Origin of the sequence: Serratia grimesii NBRC 13537, assembly GCF_001590905.1 — a bacterium.
Classification (GTDB): Bacteria; Pseudomonadota; Gammaproteobacteria; order Enterobacterales; family Enterobacteriaceae; genus Serratia; species Serratia grimesii.
Genome location: NZ_BCTT01000011.1, coordinates 60,701 through 82,329 on the forward strand (window position 1 = coordinate 60,701; position 21,629 = coordinate 82,329).

19 protein-coding genes and 1 pseudogene are annotated in these 21,629 nt (G+C 51.7%); 11 read left to right on the top strand and 9 right to left on the bottom strand.

Annotated elements, in window-relative coordinates; genetic code table 11:
• Window positions 1-37 precede the first annotated feature (37 nt).
• The 3 genes and pseudogenes from SGR01S_RS14225 to SGR01S_RS24215 form a co-directional block, all read right to left on the bottom strand.
• The gene (locus tag SGR01S_RS14225) at window positions 38-571 is read right to left on the bottom strand and encodes a tetratricopeptide repeat protein (RefSeq protein WP_037416128.1); all 534 of its coding nucleotides are present in this window, start codon (window positions 569-571) and stop codon (window positions 38-40) included.
• Between the two features lie 304 nt (window positions 572-875).
• Window positions 876-1,886 (bottom strand): acyltransferase family protein, encoded by a 1,011-nt coding sequence (locus SGR01S_RS14230; RefSeq protein WP_061807787.1) that lies wholly within the window; start codon window positions 1,884-1,886, stop codon window positions 876-878.
• An 823-nt stretch (window positions 1,887-2,709) separates the two neighbouring features.
• Window positions 2,710-3,808, bottom strand: a pseudogene (locus SGR01S_RS24215) (IS3 family transposase).
• 163 nt (window positions 3,809-3,971) lie between these two features.
• On the opposite strand from SGR01S_RS24215, the gene dusA reads away from it, so the two are divergent.
• Together dusA and pspG are read left to right on the top strand one after the other, a co-directional pair.
• On the top strand, window positions 3,972-4,991 hold the full coding sequence (gene dusA, locus SGR01S_RS14250; RefSeq protein ID WP_061807791.1) for a tRNA dihydrouridine(20/20a) synthase DusA: 1,020 nt from the start codon (window positions 3,972-3,974) through the stop codon (window positions 4,989-4,991).
• Window positions 4,992-5,141: 150 nt separating this feature from the next.
• Window positions 5,142-5,360, top strand: coding sequence for an envelope stress response protein PspG (gene pspG, locus SGR01S_RS14255; RefSeq protein ID WP_037416133.1), 219 nt, complete (start codon window positions 5,142-5,144; stop codon window positions 5,358-5,360).
• 319 nt (window positions 5,361-5,679) lie between these two features.
• Here pspG and SGR01S_RS14260 read toward each other — a convergent pair whose 3' ends face one another.
• On the bottom strand, window positions 5,680-6,669 hold the full coding sequence (locus SGR01S_RS14260; protein WP_037416136.1) for a quinone oxidoreductase: 990 nt from the start codon (window positions 6,667-6,669) through the stop codon (window positions 5,680-5,682).
• A gap of 180 nt (window positions 6,670-6,849) precedes the next feature.
• Here SGR01S_RS14260 and dnaB point away from each other — a divergent pair, with 180 nt between their 5' ends.
• Window positions 6,850-8,274, top strand: coding sequence for a replicative DNA helicase (gene dnaB / locus SGR01S_RS14265; protein ID WP_061807792.1), 1,425 nt, complete (start codon window positions 6,850-6,852; stop codon window positions 8,272-8,274).
• Between the two features lie 17 nt (window positions 8,275-8,291).
• Window positions 8,292-9,371 (top strand): alanine racemase, encoded by a 1,080-nt coding sequence (gene alr, locus SGR01S_RS14270; RefSeq protein WP_037416139.1) that lies wholly within the window; start codon window positions 8,292-8,294, stop codon window positions 9,369-9,371.
• Window positions 9,372-9,418: 47 nt separating this feature from the next.
• Here the strand turns inward: alr and SGR01S_RS14275 are convergent, their stop codons facing one another.
• Window positions 9,419-10,186 (bottom strand): transporter substrate-binding domain-containing protein, encoded by a 768-nt coding sequence (locus SGR01S_RS14275; RefSeq protein ID WP_037416141.1) that lies wholly within the window; start codon window positions 10,184-10,186, stop codon window positions 9,419-9,421.
• Between the two features lie 214 nt (window positions 10,187-10,400).
• On the opposite strand from SGR01S_RS14275, the gene SGR01S_RS14280 reads away from it, so the two are divergent.
• The 5 genes from SGR01S_RS14280 (at window position 10,401) to maa (ending at window position 13,767) form a co-directional block, all read left to right on the top strand.
• A complete protein-coding gene (locus SGR01S_RS14280) occupies window positions 10,401-10,868 on the top strand; it encodes an Lrp/AsnC family transcriptional regulator (protein ID WP_037416143.1) in 468 nt (155 codons plus the stop codon).
• 83 nt (window positions 10,869-10,951) lie between these two features.
• A complete protein-coding gene (locus SGR01S_RS14285; RefSeq protein WP_061807793.1) occupies window positions 10,952-12,145 on the top strand; it encodes an amino acid aminotransferase in 1,194 nt (397 codons plus the stop codon).
• Between the two features lie 122 nt (window positions 12,146-12,267).
• The gene (locus tag SGR01S_RS14290; RefSeq protein ID WP_012147138.1) at window positions 12,268-12,684 is read left to right on the top strand and encodes a secondary thiamine-phosphate synthase enzyme YjbQ; all 417 of its coding nucleotides are present in this window, start codon (window positions 12,268-12,270) and stop codon (window positions 12,682-12,684) included.
• A gap of 4 nt (window positions 12,685-12,688) precedes the next feature.
• Window positions 12,689-13,042, top strand: coding sequence for an MmcQ/YjbR family DNA-binding protein (locus SGR01S_RS14295; protein WP_037416147.1), 354 nt, complete (start codon window positions 12,689-12,691; stop codon window positions 13,040-13,042).
• Between the two features lie 167 nt (window positions 13,043-13,209).
• Entirely contained in the window at window positions 13,210-13,767 is a 558-nt protein-coding gene (maa, locus tag SGR01S_RS14300; protein ID WP_061807794.1) for a maltose O-acetyltransferase, read from the top strand.
• Between the two features lie 35 nt (window positions 13,768-13,802).
• Here maa and SGR01S_RS14305 read toward each other — a convergent pair whose 3' ends face one another.
• On the bottom strand, window positions 13,803-14,855 hold the full coding sequence (locus SGR01S_RS14305) for an NAD(P)-dependent alcohol dehydrogenase (protein ID WP_061807795.1): 1,053 nt from the start codon (window positions 14,853-14,855) through the stop codon (window positions 13,803-13,805).
• A gap of 225 nt (window positions 14,856-15,080) precedes the next feature.
• Window positions 15,081-17,912 carry an excinuclease ABC subunit UvrA gene (gene uvrA / locus SGR01S_RS14310; protein WP_061807796.1) on the bottom strand — a complete coding sequence of 944 codons (2,832 nt, stop codon included), beginning with the start codon at window positions 17,910-17,912 and terminating at the stop codon, window positions 15,081-15,083.
• A 277-nt stretch (window positions 17,913-18,189) separates the two neighbouring features.
• On the opposite strand from uvrA, the gene ssb1 reads away from it, so the two are divergent.
• Entirely contained in the window at window positions 18,190-18,726 is a 537-nt protein-coding gene (ssb1, locus tag SGR01S_RS14315; RefSeq protein WP_020837150.1) for a single-stranded DNA-binding protein SSB1, read from the top strand.
• A gap of 305 nt (window positions 18,727-19,031) precedes the next feature.
• On the opposite strand, the gene SGR01S_RS14320 is transcribed toward ssb1, so the two are convergent.
• Window positions 19,032-19,412, bottom strand: coding sequence for a DUF1360 domain-containing protein (locus SGR01S_RS14320; RefSeq protein ID WP_073963461.1), 381 nt, complete (start codon window positions 19,410-19,412; stop codon window positions 19,032-19,034).
• 166 nt (window positions 19,413-19,578) lie between these two features.
• On the opposite strand from SGR01S_RS14320, the gene SGR01S_RS14325 reads away from it, so the two are divergent.
• Window positions 19,579-20,046, top strand: coding sequence for an RrF2 family transcriptional regulator (locus tag SGR01S_RS14325; protein ID WP_037416155.1), 468 nt, complete (start codon window positions 19,579-19,581; stop codon window positions 20,044-20,046).
• Between the two features lie 11 nt (window positions 20,047-20,057).
• Here SGR01S_RS14325 and SGR01S_RS14330 read toward each other — a convergent pair whose 3' ends face one another.
• Complete coding sequence (locus tag SGR01S_RS14330) at window positions 20,058-21,599, bottom strand: MltF family protein (RefSeq protein ID WP_037416158.1); 1,542 nt, start codon at window positions 21,597-21,599, stop codon at window positions 20,058-20,060.
• Window positions 21,600-21,629: the final 30 nt, after the last annotated feature.

Here is a 21,629-nt window from a genome sequence, read left to right on the forward strand (position 1 = left end):
GCATCTCTGCTGATGTGCGCCTCCAGGCTCTGTTACATCATGATTCTGGGTGATGATCGATGGCGGCTGCCAGATCTTTGTACTCTTCACAGCCGGTGCCGCACAGTGATTGAATCACCTTCAACTGCTCTTTTGCCAAGTCCTGGCGGCCCTTCACCATATAAGCTTCTCCCAAGTATTCGCGGACTTTTGGGTAGTTAGGATCGAGCGCCACTGATTTTAAATAGTAGCTGATCCCTTCATCAGTGCGGCCAAGCTTGCGGGTGGCATAGCCTCGGTAATTCAGCGCCACGGCGGTGTTGGGATCCTTCAGGGTGTTAAGTACATCGAGTGCTTCCTGATAGCGACCGCTTTTTGCCAGTGCATAAGCGTAGTTTGCTCGATCGTTGTCGTTGATCATGCTGCTTTTATCCACCATGCACGTCTTGGTTTTTGTATCGTATATCTGACCTTTCGGGCAGGTTGGCGTGGTCTGGCCGCTGCCATCTCCCCCCATCGCTAATGCTGCACCGGAAATCAACAGAGAACTGGCAATGACGGGTAGCAACAGGCGTTTGACGAAATTGTTCATGGTTGTTTCCTCATTGGGAGAGGGTGCTGAGCTGCACCCTTGCAGAGAGAACACCTAAAAGCGCCCGTTTATTCGTTTTAATCTATAGGTGCGGCAGTTTTCCCAATACCACCGGTTGTCGTTAGTAGTTAGCGCTGTTATTTGGGCTTAGCGCTGTGCTAGTTAGATTTGATCAACCTAGGGGCTGCGAAAAATTATGGGTTGAGTAAGCATTCGGTAAGTGGGGGGATGCCCTCATAGATGTATGATAAAGCTCCTAATTAATTATTTTATTATAGGAGCTTTATGTAGTATTAGATTGAGTTTAATGATGTATTTTTTTCTCAATAATATTGTATAGAATGACACCCGCAATAATAGATGTAAATGCTGTTGCTATCCCCATTGTTATACCTAAAGTGATGTTTGTGATATTTTTTACTAACATACCGTAAGTCATCACGAAAAATATATGACTTAAATATATCGTATAGGAGGCATCACCTATTTGTAAAAGATTTCTTCGGTTCTGATTAATTGGAAGTATTAATGCAAGTATCATTAGACTAAGTAAATAGTCAACTATTATTGGCTTGCTGATATATGTGGCAACTAATATTAGAATAAATGTTAATGACCATAATATTGTGTTGTTAACACTACCAATAACCTGTGTGATAATTTCTTGGTTTCTTTCTATAATTATTCCAGCCACGAAAAGTAATAGTAACCATTTAGAAAAAAAGATGTTTATCTCATCTAATGGGAATAATCCGTTTCGGGATGCTAGCATTAATGAGAAGAAAATTAAAAATAATAGTAGTGGTATTGCTTTTTTGTTTAATTTCATCATGATAAGGATGGAAAATGCTAGGTAAAAGAACATTTCATATATCAGAGTCCATCCTTGAGCTAGTATTGGTGGCGTGATTTTACCATTGGTTATGCCATACGGAACTAAGAGATATGATGCGATGATTTGCCCTATGTCAAAATTATATGTACGCATGGCTAGGCCAACTGCCCATAATGATATAAATACTGTCAGGTATATCCAATATAAAGGATAGATCCTTACTATCCTTTTCCTCAAGAAAATTAATCCATATTGCAAGTCAAATATTTTATTCTTGGTGGTGTAAGACATTATATAACCACTTATGGCAAAAAACACATATACCCCTATATTACCCATGTTAATCGTTTTTTTTAGGAGCGTATCAACGAAAGGCATTCCCGTCGAATGATAAAGTGAGAACTGAGTTACTGTATGATCTATGACAACCAGCATTGCGGCTATTGCCCTAGCATACTGTAATGATTCTAGTTTTTTCATGGCTACCTTTTCATTAAAGTGATTATGGTATGTGTAATGTCAACTTTGTGGCATTTTGGTTTGTATGATCTCTACTCAATAGATTAGTCTAATCTTGAACTATCCCATTGGACCACCCATAAAAAGAGATAAAAAACCACTGAATATTTCCATTTATTAATTAATTGTAAATATAGCAGCTGAGTGGTACTCATTCATTCTCCAGACAGAATTGGTTAGGTATGACTCTGACCTAGACATCTGCTTATGATATGGGGATTTAAAGTTGTATTCCAGCAACTATTTCTCTAGTTAGTGTCCTTTTGTCTTTGCCATGTAAAAGTCATAACGCACTGTTGCAGTTTTTTCAGCTTGAGCAATCTTATGCTTGTGCGCTGAAGCCAAGAGTGTAAATGTGTCCTGTTCGTCTAGGTTCTACATATAATGTCTGAAGGGAATTACATGAGTAAGTTATGCTTGATTTTTCTATTGTTAGTATCATTTCATGCACTAACTTAGCGTGGAAAATGGCCAATCTAATGCAGGGTTACAATGATTTTTTTTCAATATTTCAGAATAATCCCATAAAAAAGGGGGCCTAATGCAGCATAACATGTTAAGCCTATACCCACTGATTTTCTAAATGCTACATTGATTATAACCATGTAGATTTCGGGTGTAATTTAAAGTTAAAGAATGCGAAAGATTAACCTTAATGCCTATATGTGATTTTTTATGACTACACCAATGGCATTAAATCTATGTGCGTTGTGCGTTGTGCGTTGTGCGTATGGATGGTTGATCGTTTTATCTTCTGACCTGCCCCCAGTATTAGATACAACCGTCAGTTAGTAATGTCGGTTTGTTTATCTTCACATTTTCCATTTCGCCACCGTGCTGCAAACTCTGATGGCGTCTGATAATTCAGTGCCGAATGTGGACGACACTCGTTATAATCCTGCCGCCAGTCATTAATGATTTTCCTGGCGTAAACGATATCGCTGAACCAGTGCTCATTCAGACATTCATCGCGAAATCGTCCGTTAAAACTCTCAATAAATCCGTTCTGCGTTGGCTTGCCCGGCTGGGTTAAGCGCAACTCAACACCATGCTCAAAGGCCCATTGATCCAGTGCGCGGCAAGTGAACTCCGGCCCCTGGTCAGTTCTTATTGTCGCCGGATAGCCTCGAAACAGTGCAATGCTGTCCAGAATACGCGTGACCTGAGCGCCTGAAATCCCGAATGCGGTGGTAATTGTCAGACACTCCTTCGTGAAGTCGTCTACACAGGTCAGGCACTTTATCCTGCGGCCGATGGCCAGCGCGTCCATGACGAAATCCATCGACCAGGTTAGGTTGGGTTGGGCGCTGCTGGGCGGAGCAGCGGCAGATGTTCCATTGCCAGTCCTTTACGACGTCGTCTGCGTTTTACACCCAGCCCACTGAGATGATAAAGGCGGTACACGCGTTTGTGATTAACCTGAAGGCCTTCACGGCGCAGTAACTGCCAGATGCGGCGGTAGCCAAAACGCCTGCGCTCCAGTGCCAGCTCAATAATGCGCCCTGATAAATGCGCATCAGCCGCCGGACGCTGAGCCTCGTAGCGGCAGGTTGACAGAGACAAACCTGTAAGCCTGCAGGCACGACGTTGCGACAGACCGGTCGCATCACACATAAACTCAACGGCTTCCCGCTTCTGGCCTGTCGTCAGTACTTTCGCCCCAGAGCCACCTGAAGTGCCTCCTTATCCAGCATGGCTTCGGCAAGCAGCTTCTTGAGTCTGGCATTCTCTTCCTCAAGCGACTTCAGGCGTTTAACCTCGGGCACCTCCATACCGCCATACTTCTTGCGCCAGGTGTAAAAGGTGGCGTCGGAAATGGCGTGCTTACGGCAGAGTTCACGGGCAGAAATCCCGGTTTCAGCCTCGCGGAGAATACTGATGATCTAGTAGGTAACGGTTTAATCATGCTTTTGTATTCATTTTCCTTTTTTGTCGTCTGGCTACACGGCAGTTTTCCCAATACCACCGATTGTCGGTATAATAGCCGTTTGCGGCAGTACGCCGTTTGTTGAATCCCAGACAGAATCAGGTAGCCAGTAGCCCAGCATGACGACAGACAATAACGCCTCAAAATACGCCGCCAATCGTTTCTCCATCGCGCCAATGCTCGACTGGACCGATCGTCATTGCCGTTACTTTCACCGCCTGTTGACCAAGGAAACGCTGCTGTACACCGAGATGGTGACTACCGGGGCGATTATCCACGGTAAGGGTGACTATCTGGCTTATAGCGAAGAGGAACATCCAGTTGCACTGCAACTCGGCGGAAGCGATCCGGCTGCGTTAGCGCACTGTGCCAAACTGGCTGAGCAGCGCGGTTATGACGAGATCAACCTCAATGTCGGTTGCCCATCCGATCGCGTTCAGAATGGCATGTTCGGGGCCTGCCTGATGGGGCAGGCAACGTTGGTTGCTGATTGCATTAAGGCGATGCGCGACGTGGTGTCGATCCCCGTGACGGTGAAAACCCGTATTGGCATTGACGACCAGGACAGTTACGAATTTTTGTGTGATTTTATCGATACCGTTGCCGGGCGTGGCGAGTGCGATATGTTCACAATTCATGCGCGTAAAGCCTGGCTCTCAGGTCTGAGCCCGAAAGAGAACCGTGAGGTACCGCCATTGGATTATCCACGTGTGTACCAGTTAAAACGTGATTTCCCAACGCTGACCTTGGCCATTAACGGTGGGGTAAAAACGCTGGAAGAGGCGAAACAGCACCTGCTGCATCTGGATGGCGTAATGATGGGGCGCGAAGCCTATCAGAATCCGGGTATTTTGGCGCGGGTTGACAGTGAACTGTTTGGCAAGAAGACAGACGTTATGGACAGCATAGCGATTGTCGAGTCGCTGTATCCGTACATCGAACGCGAGCTGTCGAATGGCACTTATTTGGGTCACATTACCCGCCATATTCTAGGTTTGTTCCAGGGAGTTCCGGGAGCACGTCAGTGGCGCCGGCACCTGAGCGAAAATGCACATAAGCCAGGGGCCGATGCGCGTGTGGTTGAGCAGGCGCTGAATTTAGTGCGTTTGCCGCGTACCGAGATGGCGGAATCGGTATAAAATTTGACTAAAAGTTAGTTTTTTTGACCAGGCATGTTGCGCGCTGTGACATGCCTTTTTTTTAATTTCAATCACTTAGTTCCGTCGTTGTTTCTGGCATGCTTTTTGTAATAACTCAGCAGATACCTCGTTTTGCGAAGGAGCAAAATCATGCTGGAACTCTTCTTTCTTATCGGTTTTGTCGTCATGCTGATGGTGACCGGGATTTCGCTGTTGGGCGTGTTCGCCGCGTTACTGGTGGCAGCGGCATTTATGTTGATTGGCGGTCTGTTTGCGATGGTGATTAAGCTGTTGCCGTGGCTGATTCTGGCTGTTGTGGGTGTGTGGATATACCGTTCGATGCAGAAACCACAAATCCGGCGTTATTGATTTTTTGTCGAATAATCAGTCGGTCACGCTGAAATATACGCAACAGACTTGCTCTGAATGCGGCAGCGATCACAGCTTGGTGCTTTAAATGCTAATGCGCCGCATTAGCCATGTTTTTTGCGTTTCCGGGCTGTTAGGATGTTTGTCGATGCAGCGATGCGACCTATTTCATCACCGCAAGAGACAGTAATACCAAATATGCGTGTTGCTCAAGCAACCCCTGTCTCTGGCGGACTCTGCTCTACCCCTACAAACGCAGTAATAAAAAGGGCTCCTTACGGAGTCCTTTTTATTTGTCATAACGGCCCAGTGGGCGATCTCAACGCCCAGGAATCAGCAGGCTTGAACCGCTGGTGTTGCGGCTTTCCAGTACCTGATGCGCGCGCTGTGCGTCGGCCAATGCAAACTTCTGCTCTTCTTTAACGTCGACCTTGATGGCTCCGCTGCCGATCAGTGAGAACAGTTCATTACTGGCAAACTGCAGTTCAGCACGGTTGGTAATGTAGCCGTTAAGGGAAGGGCGGGTGACATACAGCGAACCTTTTTGGTTAAGCAGCGCCAAATCGACACCGGTAACCGGGCCGGAGGCATTGCCGAAACTGACCATCAACCCACGTCGCTTCAGACTATTGAGCGAGCTCTGCCAGGTACTTTGCCCAACAGAGTCATACACCACACCGACTTTCTCCCCCTGCGTCAGTTCAGCCACGCGCTGGGCGATGTCTTCCTTATGGTAATTGATGGTTGCCCACGCACCGGCACGTTTTGCCAGCTCGGCTTTGTCGTCGGAACCTACGCTGCCAATCAATTTTGCCCCAAGCGCTTTGGCCCATTGGCAGGCAATCAACCCGACGCCACCTGCGGCGGCATGGAACAGGAATATTTCACCTGGCTGTACTTCATGAGTTTGTCGCAAGAGATAGTGTACCGTCAGCCCTTTAAGGAAAGAGGCTGCGCCTTGCTCAAAGCTCAGGTTGTGCGGCAATATCGCCACTTTTTCAACCGCAACGTTGTGCACTTCACTATAGGCACCGAGTGACGACTGAGCGTAAACCACCCGGTCACCGGGCTTCAGTGCGGTGACACCCGCACCGACCTTAATGACGACGCCGGCGGCTTCGGTACCCAATCCACTGGGCAGGGTGGCCGGTGGGTACAGCCCACTACGCACGTAGGTGTCGATATAGTTGATGCCGATCGCTTTGTTTTCGACCTGCACTTCGCCGGCGGTTGGGTCTACGGGTGTAAAATCAACGTATTGCAACACTTCTGGGCCGCCGGTGGCGGAGAATTGAATGCGCTTTGCCATTTCATTACCTCGTGTGGGTGTCTCATTTCACCCTACGCGTTTTAGTATCGGTGATCCAGTTTGCCCTTGCGCAGATTGATACCTTTTTTGCATCGGTTATGCCGCAGGAATCACAGATAAAAATCACGTATACTCTCGCGTCAGGATTCTCCATTCGCAACCGGATAAAGAATACGCTTCATGGCAGGAAAAAAACCAACCAACAAAACAAACGCGGACGAAGCCAGAGATCGTCCACGAGATCGCCAGATGGAAGGGCTGAAGATGCCGCCACATTCGCTGGAGGCGGAACAGTCCGTGTTGGGCGGTTTGATGCTGGATAACGAACGCTGGGACAACGTGGCGGAACGCGTTGTTGCCAACGACTTCTTCAGCCGCCCGCACCGTCTGATCTTTACCGAGATGCAGCGCCTGCTGGAAATGAGCCGGCCTATCGATCTGATCACGCTGTCCGAATCGCTGGAACAGCGGGGCGAGCTGGATTCTGTCGGTGGCTTCGCCTATTTGGCAGAGCTATCGAAAAATACCCCAAGTGCTGCCAACATTGGCGCTTATGCAGATATCGTACGCGAACGTGCGGTAGTGCGTGAGATGATCTCGGTGGCTAATGAGATTGCTGACGCCGGTTATGATCCGCAAGGGCGCAGCAGTGAAGACTTGCTCGATCTGGCTGAATCACGTGTATTCCAAATTGCGGAAAATCGCGCCAGCAAAGATGAAGGCCCGAAAGGTATCGAACGCATCCTGGAGGATACGGTTGCACGCATTGAGCAGTTGTATCAGCAGCCGCATGATGGCGTTACCGGGGTGGATACCGGCTATCAGGATCTCAATAAGAAAACCGCAGGTTTGCAAAAGTCGGATCTGATCATCGTTGCCGCTCGTCCTTCGATGGGTAAAACCACCTTCGCCATGAACTTGTGCGAACACGCTGCGATGACGCAGGAAAAACCGGTACTGATCTTCAGCCTTGAAATGCCAGGCAACCAGATCATGATGCGTATGCTGGCGTCGCTGTCGCGCGTTGACCAAACACGTATCCGTACCGGCCAGCTTGATGACGAGGACTGGGCGCGTATTTCCAGCACCATGGGCATTTTGCTGGAGAAGCGCAATATGTACATTGATGACTCCTCCGGCCTGACGCCAACCGAAGTACGTTCCCGTGCGCGTCGTATTTTCCGTGAGCATGATGGCCTTAGCCTGATCATGATTGACTACCTGCAGTTGATGCGTGTGCCCTCTTTGTCCGACAACCGTACGCTGGAGATTGCTGAAATCTCCCGTTCACTGAAAGCGTTGGCGAAAGAGCTGCAAGTGCCTGTGGTGGCGCTGTCGCAGTTGAACCGAAGCCTGGAGCAGCGTGCCGACAAACGTCCGGTCAACTCCGACCTGCGTGAGTCTGGCTCCATCGAGCAGGATGCCGACCTGATTATGTTCATCTACCGTGATGAGGTTTATCACGAGAACAGCGATCTGAAAGGGATTGCCGAAATTATTTTAGGTAAGCAACGTAACGGCCCAATCGGTTCCGTGCGCCTGACCTTTAACGGCCAGTGGTCGCGTTTCGATAACTACGCGGGGCCACAATATGATGACGAATAATCAGCTAAGGAACTGAAATGAAAGCGGCAACCGCTGTAATCGACCGCCGCGCTCTGCGACATAATCTGCAACAGGTGCGCCGCCAGGCGCCACAAAGCCGCCTGATTGCCGTTGTGAAAGCAAACGCTTATGGACATGGCCTGCTGGAAACAGCGCACACCCTGCAAGATGCCGACTGCTATGGCGTGGCACGCATTGGCGAAGCGCTGATGCTGCGTTCTGGTGGCATCGTCAAACCCATCCTGATGTTGGAAGGCTTCTTCTCCGCCGAAGATCTGCCGGTGTTAGTGGCCAATAACATTGAAACTGCCGTGCATAGTATTGAACAGCTTGAAGCACTGGAGCAGGCCACGCTGTCACGTCCGGTGCCGGTGTGGATGAAGTTGGACACCGGCATGCATCGCCTGGGCGTACGCCCGGAGCAGGCTGAGGCCTTCTATCAGCGTTTGAGTGCCTGCCGTAACGTCGTACAGCCGGTCAATATCATGAGTCACTTCAGCCGCGCCGATGAACCTGAATCCGACACGACGCTGAAGCAAATGCAGTGTTTTGAGAACTTTGCCCGTGGCAAGCCGGGCCAGCGTTCGATCGCTGCCTCTGGTGGTACTCTGCTGTGGCCGGATGCACACAATGAATGGGTTCGTCCGGGTATTATCCTATACGGTGTTTCGCCGATGGAAGGTTCTAATGGCTGTCAGTTCGATCTGCAACCAGCCATGACGCTGAAATCGAACCTGATTGCGGTACGTGAGCACAAGGCCGGTGAATCTGTAGGTTACGGCGGCACCTGGGTGAGTGAAGGGGATACCCGCTTGGGCGTGGTGGCGATGGGCTATGGCGACGGCTATCCGCGCAGTGCACCTTCCGGCACCCCTGTGTGGCTCAACGGTCGTGAAGTCCCCATAGTCGGTCGCGTGTCGATGGACATGATGTCGGTCGATCTGGGGCCTGATGCGACGGATAAGGTTGGCGATGAAGTGGTGTTGTGGGGGAAAGCGTTGCCCGTTGAACGCATTGCAGCCTGCACCGGCATCAGCGCTTATGAACTGATTACCAAGCTGACACAGCGTGTAGCGATGGAATATATCGGCGAATAGCTTCTCGTGGGGCCAGCAACCATGTGCTGGCCCTGATCATGTTCGTGTTACTTCTTTACTGCCAACCATTGATCGATAATGCTTTGATACTCACCGGTCGCTTTGGCCAGGTGCAGCCACTGATCCACATACAATTTCCAACTCAAATCATCACGCGGCAGCATGTAGGCTTTTTCGCCGTATTGCATCGGTTTGTTCGGGTTTACCGCACACAGCTTCGGATAGCGTTTTTGCTGATATAACGCTTCGGAAGCGTCGGTGATCATCACATCGGCTTTCTTGTCGACTAACTGCTGGAAAATTCCCACATTATCATGGGTTAGCGTCAGCTTGGCTTTGGGCAGATAGGCGTGAACGAAGGCTTCGTTGGTGCCACCCGCCGGTTCAAGCAGGCGTACCGACGGTTTATTGATCTGGTCGATGGTGCGGTATTTCTTCACGTCGGTGCAGCGCACTAACGGGATTTTGCCGTCCGTATCCAGCTTATCGGCAAAGAACACTTGCCTCTGTCGTTGCAGCGTGACGGAGATCCCGCCCATAGCGATGTCGCACTTACCGGCGACAAAATCAGGCGTCAGGGTTTTCCAACTGGTTTTCACCCATTTCACTTTGGCTCCCAGGCTCTTTGCCAGCGATTCCGCCATAGTGATATCAATACCTTCATAGCTGCCGTCTTCTTTCAGGAAGGTATAGGGCTTGTAATCGCCAGTCGTGCACACTTCCAACGTGCCCTGTTGAATAACCTTATCCAGGTGTGATTGGGCGCTGGCGCTCCCGGCGGCAACCAGCAGTGCGAGAGGTAATAGCTTTTTCATCGGCGTCCTTTTTATACATTCGTGGTTTTATGCGCTATTTAGCCGTTAATTGTTGCTGACTTGCGCGAGTTACCCACTTTTTATGCCATGAGTTGGTGGAAACGTTCGGCATTGCTGCTGTGCGCTTCACAACCTCGGCGGGGGAAGGGTATCCACAGTCAAAAAACTGATAGGCTGTAACGTCAACATTTATTAACACAGTTTACAGGTGGCTATGTACAACATTGACGATTTTGATATGAAAATCCTGACGCTGTTACAGGCCAATGGCCGTCTGACCAATCAGGAACTGAGCGAACTGGTTGGGCTGTCTGCTTCCCAGTGTTCACGGCGGCGCATCAGCCTGGAGCAGGCGCAATTGATCCGTGGTTATCACGCACGGTTGGCACCAGAGGCGGTCGGACTGGGGCTTGTAGGGCTGATTGAAGTAAGCCTAACCCAGCACGGGCAGGAGCAAATTGACAGTTTCCATCAGATGCTGGAAGAAGTGGACGCCATTCTTGACGCCTATAAAACCACTGGCGATGCTGATTATCTGCTGAAAGTCGCCGTAGCGGACCTGCCGGCGCTGGACGATTTCATCAGCCAGACGCTGTCTCGGCATAAAAGTGTGGCACATATCAAAACGGCGGTAGTGCTCAACCGTATCAAGGAAAACGGTTTGTTGCCTGTTGCGAGATAAAGCTAAAACCGATCGCCGTTTTCCGTCTATATTAGAGCGTAATACTGTGCCCCCGAACCCTAATAATCCAGGAGAACAACCCCGTGTTTCAGAACGTTGATGCCTATGCAGGTGACCCGATCCTGTCGCTGATGGAAAAATTCAAAAAAGATCCCCGTTCGCACAAGGTTAACCTGAGTATCGGCCTTTACTATGACGAGCAGGGCATTATCCCGCAGATGAAAGCAGTTGCCGCAGCTGAAACGCAGTTGAACGCGGTGGATCAGGGCGCATCGGTGTATCTGCCGATGGAAGGCCTGCACCCTTACCGTACTGCGATTCAACATTTGCTGTTTGGTGCTGAGCACCCGATGTTGCAACAAGGCCGTATAGCCACCATTCAGACCGTGGGCGGTTCTGGCGCGCTGAAAGTCGGCGCCGACTTCCTGAAAAGCTACTTCCCGGATTCGCAGGTGTGGGTCAGCGATCCGACCTGGGAAAACCACATTGCTATCTTTGGTGGTGCCGGTTTTAAAGTGAACACCTATCCGTACTTCGACAACGAAAGCTTGGGTGTGAAATTTGACGCCATGCTGAGCGCGTTGAAACAACTGCCAAAACACAGTATTGCGCTGTTGCACCCATGCTGCCATAACCCGACGGGCTCTGATCTGACAAATGCCCAGTGGGATGACGTGGTCAAAGTGATCGCCGAACGTGAGTTGATTCCGTTCCTCGATATCGCCTATCAGGGCTTTGGCGGCGGGATTGCCGATGACGCCTATGCCATCCGCACTATCGCCGCGGCCGGTCTGCCGTGCCTGGTGAGCAATTCGTTCTCGAAAATCTTCTCGCTGTACGGCGAACGCGTCGGCGGCCTGTCGGTGGTGTGCGAAAGCGAAGAAGCGGCCGGGCGCGTATTGGGCCAGTTAAAGGCTACGGTTCGCCGCAACTACTCCAGCCCACCGAACTTCGGTGCGCAGGTGGTGGCGAAGGTACTGAACGATACGCAGCTGAAAGCCCAGTGGCTGGCAGAAGTTGAAACCATGCGCACCCGCATCCTGGAGATGCGCAAAACGCTGGTGGAAGCGCTGAAAGTTGCTCTGCCGCAGCGTAACTTCGATTACCTGCTGGAACAGCGCGGTATGTTCAGCTACACCGGTTTCAGCGCAGCACAGGTCGATCGCCTGCGAGAAGAGTTCGGTGTGTACCTGATTCACAGCGGCCGTGTCTGCATGGCCGGCCTGAACCATAACAACGTGCATCAGGTGGCCGAGGCGTTTGCCGCAGTGCAATAATGTTGTTAGGGTTTGACGTTCGCAAGGGAGCGATAGCGATATCGCTCCCTTTTTGTTGTCGGTTTGCCGCCGGGGTTGCCGCAAACTGGATAGAGAATATACTGATTGAGGGGCGCTCACTCATGTGGCATCAGCAAACGCTAATCCTCAGCGCAAAAGCGCGTGGTTTTCATCTGGTTACTGAAGAAATTACCGACCAGCTAACCCACTTACACCGCCTGCAAACTGGCCTGCTGCATCTGTTGTTGCAGCATACCTCGGCTTCGCTGACGCTGAATGAGAACTGTGATCCTACGGTGCGAGCCGATATGGAGCAGCATTTCCTGCGTCAGGTGCCAGAGAACGCACCCTATCAACATGACTATGAAGGGCCGGACGACATGCCGGCGCACATCAAATCCTCTCTGTTGGGCACGTCCTTGACGCTGCCTGTCGGTCACGGGCGACTGATGCTGGGCACATGGCAAGGAATTTGGCTGGGGGAGCACCGCATCCACGGCGGTTCACGCCGGATTGTGGCCACTTTACAGGGGGAATAACCCAATGAATAACGCAGCACTGCTGGAATACTGCATGGCGAAGCCGGGCGCTGAACAGAGCGACCAGAACCAGTGGCAGGCAAGTCAGATTAAGGTCGGCGACGTGATGTTCGCTATGGTGTGCGAGGTGCAGGGGCGTCCGGCGCTGGCGGTAAAATCCAGCCCGGAACTGGCGGAGAGCCTGCGGGAACACCATCCAGAGATTGTTGCCTGCGAGCGGCTGAACAAGGCTCACTGGAATACCGTGTTTCTCGACGGTAACCTGCCGAACTCCCAGTTCTATAGCTTGATCGACAGCTCGTATCAACTTGTGCTGCAAGGGTTACCTGATCACGTGCGTCAAGAGCTGCGCGCTTAAATCTCGAGGGCAGGTACGCACCTGCCTTCTTCGTTTTCTCATTCTCTGTAGTTTATCTTCCAAACTGTGAACTCAATTTGGTTTTGGGAACGTTCCCTTTTTAATGTTTGATTGAAACGACTAGGCTTATTTAATCAATAAGCCGTAAGACGAAAGGATGTCATGACATGGCCATGAGTGAAGAAAAACGCAAGATGATTGCCGGTGAATTGTATGACGCCGGTGATGAGTTACTCCGCAGCGAGCGCAAGCGTGCACGTCAGTTGGTACACCATTACAACCACTCGTCTCCGGATGAGGGAGGATTACGTAAACAATGGCTGGCGGAACTTCTGGGTCATTATCAGGGGGGAACCATCGAACCGACGTTTCGCTGCGATTACGGCTATAACATTTATCTGGGCAAAAATTTCTACGCTAATTTTGATTGCGTGATCCTCGATGTGTGCGAAGTGCATATTGGTGATAACTGCATGTTGGCACCGGGCGTCCATATTTACACCGCTACCCATCCTCTGGATGCAGAAACACGTGTCGGCGGGGCAGAGTTTGGCAAACCGGTACGCATTGGTGATAACGTGTGGATCGGCGGTCGCGCGGTGATAAATCCGGGTGTTACGCTGGGGGATAACGTGGTGGTGGCATCCGGTGCGGTAGTGACTAAAGATGTGCCAGCCAACTGCGTGGTCGGTGGCAACCCGGCACGAATCATTAAACAACTGTAAGAAAAACCGGGCGCCGCCATGGGCGCCCGCAGTGCTTAGGCTCGTAGTGAATTGATGTCTACCACGAAACGGTATTTCACGTCACTTTTCAGCATCCGTTCGAAGGCCTGGTTGATGTGCTGCATCGGGATCAGTTCAATATCTGAGGTAATGCCATGTTGGCCGCAAAAATCCAGCATTTCCTGGGTTTCGGCAATGCCGCCGATCAGCGAACCGGCGATGCGGCGGCGTTTCATGATCAGGTTGAACACTTGCGGTGACGGGTGATCGTGTTCCGGTGCGCCGACCAGCGTCAACGTACCGTCACGGCGCAGTAGGTTGAGGAATGGGTTCAGATCGTGCTGTGCCGCCACGGTGTTAAGAATAAAGTCGAAACTGTTCGTGTGTTGCGCCATCTCGTCCGGGTTACGCGAGATCACCACTTCATGAGCGCCGAGGCGTTTGGCGTCCTCGACTTTAGATGTTGAGGTGGTGAACAGCACCACATGTGCCCCCATCGCACGGGCTAATTTGACGCCCATATGCCCCAAACCACCGAGACCGACGATGCCCACCTTTTTACCCGGCCCGGCGCCCCATTGGCGCAGTGGTGAATAGGTGGTGATACCCGCACACAGTAACGGCGCTACACCGGCTGGATCGAGGTTTTCCGGTACGCGTAGCACGAAGTCCTGATCAACCACCATGTCGGTTGAGTAGCCGCCGTAGGTGATAGCTCCGGTTTGTCGATCCTGGCCGTTATAGGTGCCCGTAAAGCCGTTTTCACAGTATTGCTCTAACCCTTCGTCACAGCTTGGGCAACTGCGACAAGAGTCGACCATACAACCGACCCCGACTAAATCGCCGATCTGATAACGTGAAACGTGGCTGCCGACGGCGCTTACACGCCCCACGATTTCGTGGCCGGGTACTACCGGGAAAATGGTATTGGTCCATTCGTTGCGGGCCTGATGCAAATCAGAATGGCAGACGCCACAGAACAGAACGTTGATTTGCACATCGTGTTCGCGCAGGGCGCGCGGTGTGTAATCAAAAGGAACTAGCGCTGACGTGGCGTCGTGCGCGGCATAGGCGTGCGTAATGTTCATGGTAACTCCAGTCATCAATGAGTAGGGGGAAACGGCTTCCGGCAGTGGGATGCCGGTGAGACGTGGCCTGAGTAGAGCAAGGGGCCACAGAGGGAACATTGATGATAAAAGCTGCGAGCAAGGAGGGAAATGCCTGAAAATGTCGAAATCTTGCCTGTTTCTGTTCAATTTGAGCGAAACAGATAATAGTGCGGGCCGTCACAGGGACGGCCCGCCGGGCAGGGATTACTTCTTCTTCAGTAATGGCTTGAGGAAGCGTGCGGTATGGGATGCTTCACAGTTGGCCACGGTTTCCGGCGTACCGGCAACCAGGATCTCACCGCCGCCGCTGCCGCCTTCCGGCCCCAGGTCGACAATCCAGTCCGCGGTTTTAATCACGTCCAGGTTGTGCTCAATCACCACAATGGTATTGCCCTGATCGCGCAGTTGATGCAGTACCGCCAGCAGTTGCTGAATATCGGCGAAGTGCAGACCGGTCGTCGGTTCATCCAGAATATACAGTGTTTGGCCGGTACCGCGTTTCGACAGCTCACGCGCCAGTTTGACGCGCTGCGCCTCACCGCCAGACAGCGTGGTCGCTGATTGACCAAGGCGAATATACGACAGGCCGACTTCCATCAAGGTTTGCAGTTTGCGCGCCAGTGCAGGCACCGCGTCGAAGAAATCACGCGCTTCTTCGATGGTCATCTCCAGCACTTCGTGGATGCTTTTGCCTTTGTACTTCACTTCCAGTGTTTCACGGTTATAGCGTTTGCCTTTGCACTGGTCGCACGGCACATAAATATCCGGCAGAAAGTGCATTTCGACCTTGATCACACCATCGCCCTGGCAGGCTTCGCAGCGGCCACCTTTGACGTTAAAACTGAAACGGCCCGGGTTGTAGCCACGGCTGCGTGATTCCGGCACGCCGGCGAACAGCTCACGCACCGGGGTAAAGATACCGGTGTAGGTTGCCGGGTTGGAACGTGGGGTACGACCGATCGGGCTTTGATCGATATCGATGACCTTGTCGAAATGCTCCAGACCGTTGACCTCACGGAAGGGGGCCGGTTCGGCAATGGTAGCTCCGTTGAGTTGACGCTGGGCGATCGGGAACAGCGTGTCATTGATCAGCGTTGATTTGCCCGAGCCAGAAACCCCGGTAATGCAAGTAAACAGTCCCACTGGCAGTGTCAGCGTCACGTCTTTCAGGTTGTTGCCACGTGCGCCGCTCAGCTTCAGCACCTTGGTTGGATCGGCGGGGACGCGTTGTTCTGGAATAGCAATCTCACGTTTGCCGCTGAGGAACTGGCCGGTCAGTGATTCCGGCTGTGCCATGATGTCTTCGACAGTGCCTTCCGCCACTACCTGACCACCGTGCACACCGGCACCGGGGCCGATATCGATCACGTGATCCGCAGCGCGGATGGCATCTTCGTCATGTTCTACCACGATCACTGTGTTACCCAAGTTACGCAGGTGGATCAGGGTTTCTAACAGGCGCTCATTGTCGCGCTGATGCAGGCCAATCGACGGTTCATCCAACACGTACATGACACCCACCAGGCCGGCACCAATCTGGCTGGCCAGACGAATACGCTGTGCTTCACCACCGGACAGGGTTTCTGCTGAGCGTGACAGTGACAGGTAGTTCAGACCAACATTCACCAGGAACTTCAGGCGATCACCAATTTCTTTCAGGACTTTCTCTGCGATTTGGGCACGTTGTCCGCTGAGCTTCATGTTCTGGAAGAAAGTCATTGCGTGACCGATGCTGAGATCGGAAATTTCCGGCAGCGTCGTGTCTTCAACGAACACGTTGCGTGCTTCTTCACGCAGACGAGTACCGTGGCACGAGGCGCAAGGACGGTTGCTGATAAACTTCGCCAGCTCTTCACGTACTGCGCTCGATTCGGTCTCTTTATAGCGGCGTTCCATGTTGTGCAGCACGCCTTCGAACGGATGGCGGCGCACGGTGGTGTCACCGCGATCGTTAATGTATTTGAATTCGATCGACTCTTTGCCGGAGCCGCTGAGAACTGCTTTTTGCACGTCAGCGTCCAGGCTGTTGAAGGGGGCTTCAACGTCGAACGCGTAATGCTCAGCTAATGAACGCAGCATCTGGAAGTAATAGAAATTACGGCGATCCCAGCCGCGGATTGCACCACCGGCCAGCGAAAGCTCGGGATTTTGCACCACGCGCTCAGGATCGAAGAACTGTTGTACACCCAGACCATCGCAGGTCGGGCAGGCACCGGCTGGGTTGTTGAACGAGAACAGACGGGGTTCCAGTTCACGCATGCTGTAACCGCAGATTGGGCAGGCAAAGTTGGCGGAGAACAACAGCTCATCCGCTTTTTCGTCGTCCATATCGGCGACCACCGCGGTACCGCCGGACAGCTCCAGTGCAGTCTCGAACGACTCTGCCAGGCGCTGGGACAGATCGTCACGTACCTTAAAGCGATCAACGACCACTTCGATGGTGTGTTTCTTCTGTAATTCCAGCTTCGGCGGATCGGACAGGTCACACACTTCACCGTCGATGCGCGCACGGATGTAGCCTTGGCTCGCCAGGTTTTCCAACGTTTTGGTGTGCTCACCCTTGCGGTCTTTCACCACCGGCGCCAGCAGCATCAAGCGTTTGCCTTCTGGCTGGTTGAGTACGTTGTCCACCATTTGGCTGACGGTTTGTGCCGCCAGCGGTACATGGTGATCCGGGCAGCGTGGTTCGCCGACGCGGGCAAATAACAGGCGCAGATAATCGTGGATCTCGGTGATGGTACCAACCGTAGAACGTGGGTTATGTGAGGTCGATTTCTGCTCGATGGAGATTGCCGGTGACAGACCTTCAATGTGGTCGACGTCCGGTTTTTCCATCAGCGAAAGGAACTGGCGTGCATAGGCGGAGAGCGATTCGACATAGCGACGCTGCCCTTCGGCATACAGAGTATCAAAGGCCAGCGAGGACTTGCCTGAACCGGACAGGCCGGTGACGACGATCAGCTTGTCACGCGGGATAATCAGGTTGATGTTTTTGAGATTATGGGTTCGAGCACCACGAACTTCGATATTATCCATTTACACTTCCCGTCTTGATGATACACCGCGCCTGTCTGGGTTATTTACAGGTTGTTTTGTGATCGAACGCGCAAAAAACCGGCACAGCCAGTACGAAACGCATAATTATGACACAAAAAAACCTGAATGAATATCCAGTACATGAATGCAAGCAGGTCGATCGAAAGGACAATTCTGGAATACAATACGCAGTAATCAACACGGGTGTCGTTTCAGGCTGAGCGTGTTAAACTTACTCGTTTATACTGTGTAAAAATCAATCATCAGGAGAGTTCTCATGGCCAGCAGAGGCGTAAACAAAGTAATTCTGGTCGGGAATCTGGGCCAAGACCCGGAAGTCCGTTACATGCCGAATGGCGGTGCAGTGGCCAATATTACCCTGGCAACCTCCGAAAGCTGGCGTGACAAGGCGACTGGCGAGCAGAAAGAAAAGACCGAGTGGCACCGTGTGGTGTTGTTCGGCAAGCTGGCTGAAGTTGCGGGCGAATATCTGCGTAAAGGTTCCCAGGTTTATATCGAGGGCGCTCTGCAAACCCGTAAATGGACCGATCAGGCTGGCGTAGAAAAATACACCACCGAAGTGGTTGTGAACGTTGGCGGCACCATGCAAATGCTGGGCGGCCGTCAAGGCGGCGGTGCACCTGCAGGCGGCGGCCAGGCTTCTGGCGGCCAGGGCGGTTGGGGCCAACCTCAGCAGCCACAGGGCGGCAACCAGTTCAGCGGTGGTCAGCAAGCTCGCCCAGCGCAGAATAACGCACCAGCAGCCAGCAGCAATGAACCACCAATGGATTTTGACGACGACATTCCTTTCTAAGATTTGGTTTGGATATGTTGTAAAAAACCCGCTTATGCGGGTTTTTTTATGCCTGCAGCACAGTGGATAAGGCCAAATAAAACCACGGTTTTCCGGCCATCAGGCATGAATCAGCAAGGGCGGAGAGGAACGTTGCAGTCGGGGAAGACGTACGTCAGTGATACGTTTTTCGGTGCTGGTCGGCGGCGACAATAGCAGCCTGTCGCAAAATTGTGCTTTTAACTGCCCCTAAGTTCGAGTTGTTTGTCTGGCAAGTACTCGCTGGCGGGCCAACTGGCCAGATGGCCCGCGAAATCCTCCAAACCTCATTGTTCATGTGGGTTCATGAGTTGTTGTGCTTCATGTTTCATCACGTGGGTATGAATCGCCGCCTGAAACGCTTTAAACAGCAGGCCGTTAATAAAGGTCGTGATGGTGAGTACGATAAAAGCTGTCATCACCCAGTCGATCAGAGCGATGTCACTGTTCAGTAGCGTGGGGCGGTAAATCAGCATTCCCGCAATGACTACCCAGTGACTCATGCAGTAGAAGCACTTAAAAAGATGGCCCAGTAGATCGTTTTTTCTCGCTGTCCATGCTCGCAGAGCGGCGAAAAGTTCGGTCTGGGTCACCGTCATGGATATGCTGGCCGATGCCAGGGCAATCATCAGGCATACCGAGAGGTCCGAAGACAATATGGCGGTCATAATGTTTTCCCCATTGTGGGTTGTTGAGTAACGGAACGAGGCTTTTCAAGAGGGGTCATTACGGTGACTCTCTTATGTAACTTATAAGAGCACGTGATATTTGCCGTTGTCAATATCTTGTATCATTGTAAGATACATGAATAATGCATTGGGAAAGGGGGCTGAAATGCGTCAGGACAATAAGCTTTCGCGCATGCTGCACGTGTTATTGCATATGGCGCGGCACAACAGTGTCTATACGTCGGAACAGATTGCGGTGATGTTGGGCACCAACAGTGCTGTTGTCAGACGTACTCTGGCTGGCCTGCGTGATGCGGGTTTCGTTACATCAGAAAAAGGCCATCATGGTGGTTGGAGAATCGCCGTCGATCTGCGGGATATCAGTTTGCTCGATATTTACCGCGCGGTGGGGGTTAATCAGCTTTTCGCGATTGGTGGCGGAGAGCAGCATCCGGAGTGCGCGGTTGAAGCAGCGGTGAATCAGGCGTTGGGAAACGTATTGGATGAGGCTGAGCAGGCATTACTGGCTCGCTTTGCAGAAATCACATTGGAAAACCTGAAAGAGAAATTCGACCGTCACTTTCCCGAGGGATCCGAGGAAAATGGCGCTGCCTGCATCGACAGCGCCAAATGATAATGGCGCGTTTATGGCTTAACGGCAGCGCCTTCCTTTTTTTCTGGGGCAGGCGTACTTCTGGGGTTATCCATCGCCTTCTGTTTGCGCGCTCGCTCGTCCATGATCAGTCGATAAGCGATGTAGTATTTGTAGATATTACTGACATAAGTCACTGTTTCGGCACCGATCCGCTCGGCGGCCAGGTATTCCACGTTGCCGAACCAGACATTGGGGTTAAAACCGCGTTTTTTGGTTTCGGCTTGCAGGCGGGCAATACGGGCCGGGCCGGCGTTGTAGGATGCGAATGAGAAGAGCACCTTGTCGAGAGGTGTCATAGGTTCGTCAGCGTAGTATCGGTCGATCATCCAACGCATATATTTAACCCCGGCATTGATATTGGGATCCAGATTGCGTATGTCACCGACTTTCAGTTCCTTGCCCGTACTTGGCATCACCTGCATGACACCAATGGCGCCAACCCGGCTACGGACCGATTGGTTGAGGCGTGATTCCTGGTAGCCCTGGGCCACCATCAGCAACCAGTCCACATCATATTGATCGCCATATTTTCTGAATATGTCCACCATCGCCAGAAACTTGCTGCGCTCCTTCTCTGCTGCGGCATTCTTGACATATTTTGCGCTCTTCAGGTAGCGCAACAGAATGGTGTTTCCTAACTTGCTGCCCTGACGGTTATCCTTGACGAAGTTATTAAGCAACGCGAGAAGCTGCGGGCTGTTCTTGCGAACGGCCCAGGCAATGTTGGCATCGTCACGCAGTACCACATCTTCGTGTATCTGAATTTTTGGGAACACTTGTTTCCAGAACAAAGCCTTGTGCCGATCGACCACGATCAGAGGGATAAGACCGGCGTTCAGCATCTCAATCAGATCTTCATCCTCAAGTGCTTCGGGAGCCGCTTCAAGGGTCACGGGAGGAAGAGATTCTTTGGCGAAGTGTGCATTCAGCGCCACCAGGCTTTCGTGATAGCTCGATGAAGGGCGCACGAATACTGTCTTGCCGGAGAGTTGCTCCAGACTTTCTACCTTGGGTGAGGAAGGACCAGAGAGCAGCAGTTCCTTAACTTTTGGATAGAGAGGGGTAGTGAATGCCGCCAGTTCCTGACGTGCTGGGGTAATCGTCAGGTTGGCTGCCGCGATGTCTCCTTTACCTTCGTTGAGCGCATTGAAGAGCTGATCGCGTGCGACCGGTACAAAGATGATCCTTACCTTGAGGTGACGGTGTTTGAGCTTATTTTCCTTCATCAACGTAAGGTTAAGGTTGCGCTCGAACTCCAAAAATATGTCATGGGTGAGACCTCGTTGAGTCCCCTTGTTGATGAAGAAGAAGGTCTTGCTGTAGGTGGTCAACACCCGGATCACCCGTCGATCGAGCATGCCCGGCAAGTCCCCCTTCCAGGGTTGCATGATGTCGTCCATGTTGACTTCCAGAGTATCGCGTTCTTCCTGTTTCGGCGGCTTATCTTTCACCGTAGCAGCATGAACTGAACCAACGAGCAGTAGGGCAGTGAAGCAGGCGATGAGCAATCGATGAAAAGAGATAGCATTCATGGAGGACACTCCGAATGGTGCATCTTTTCA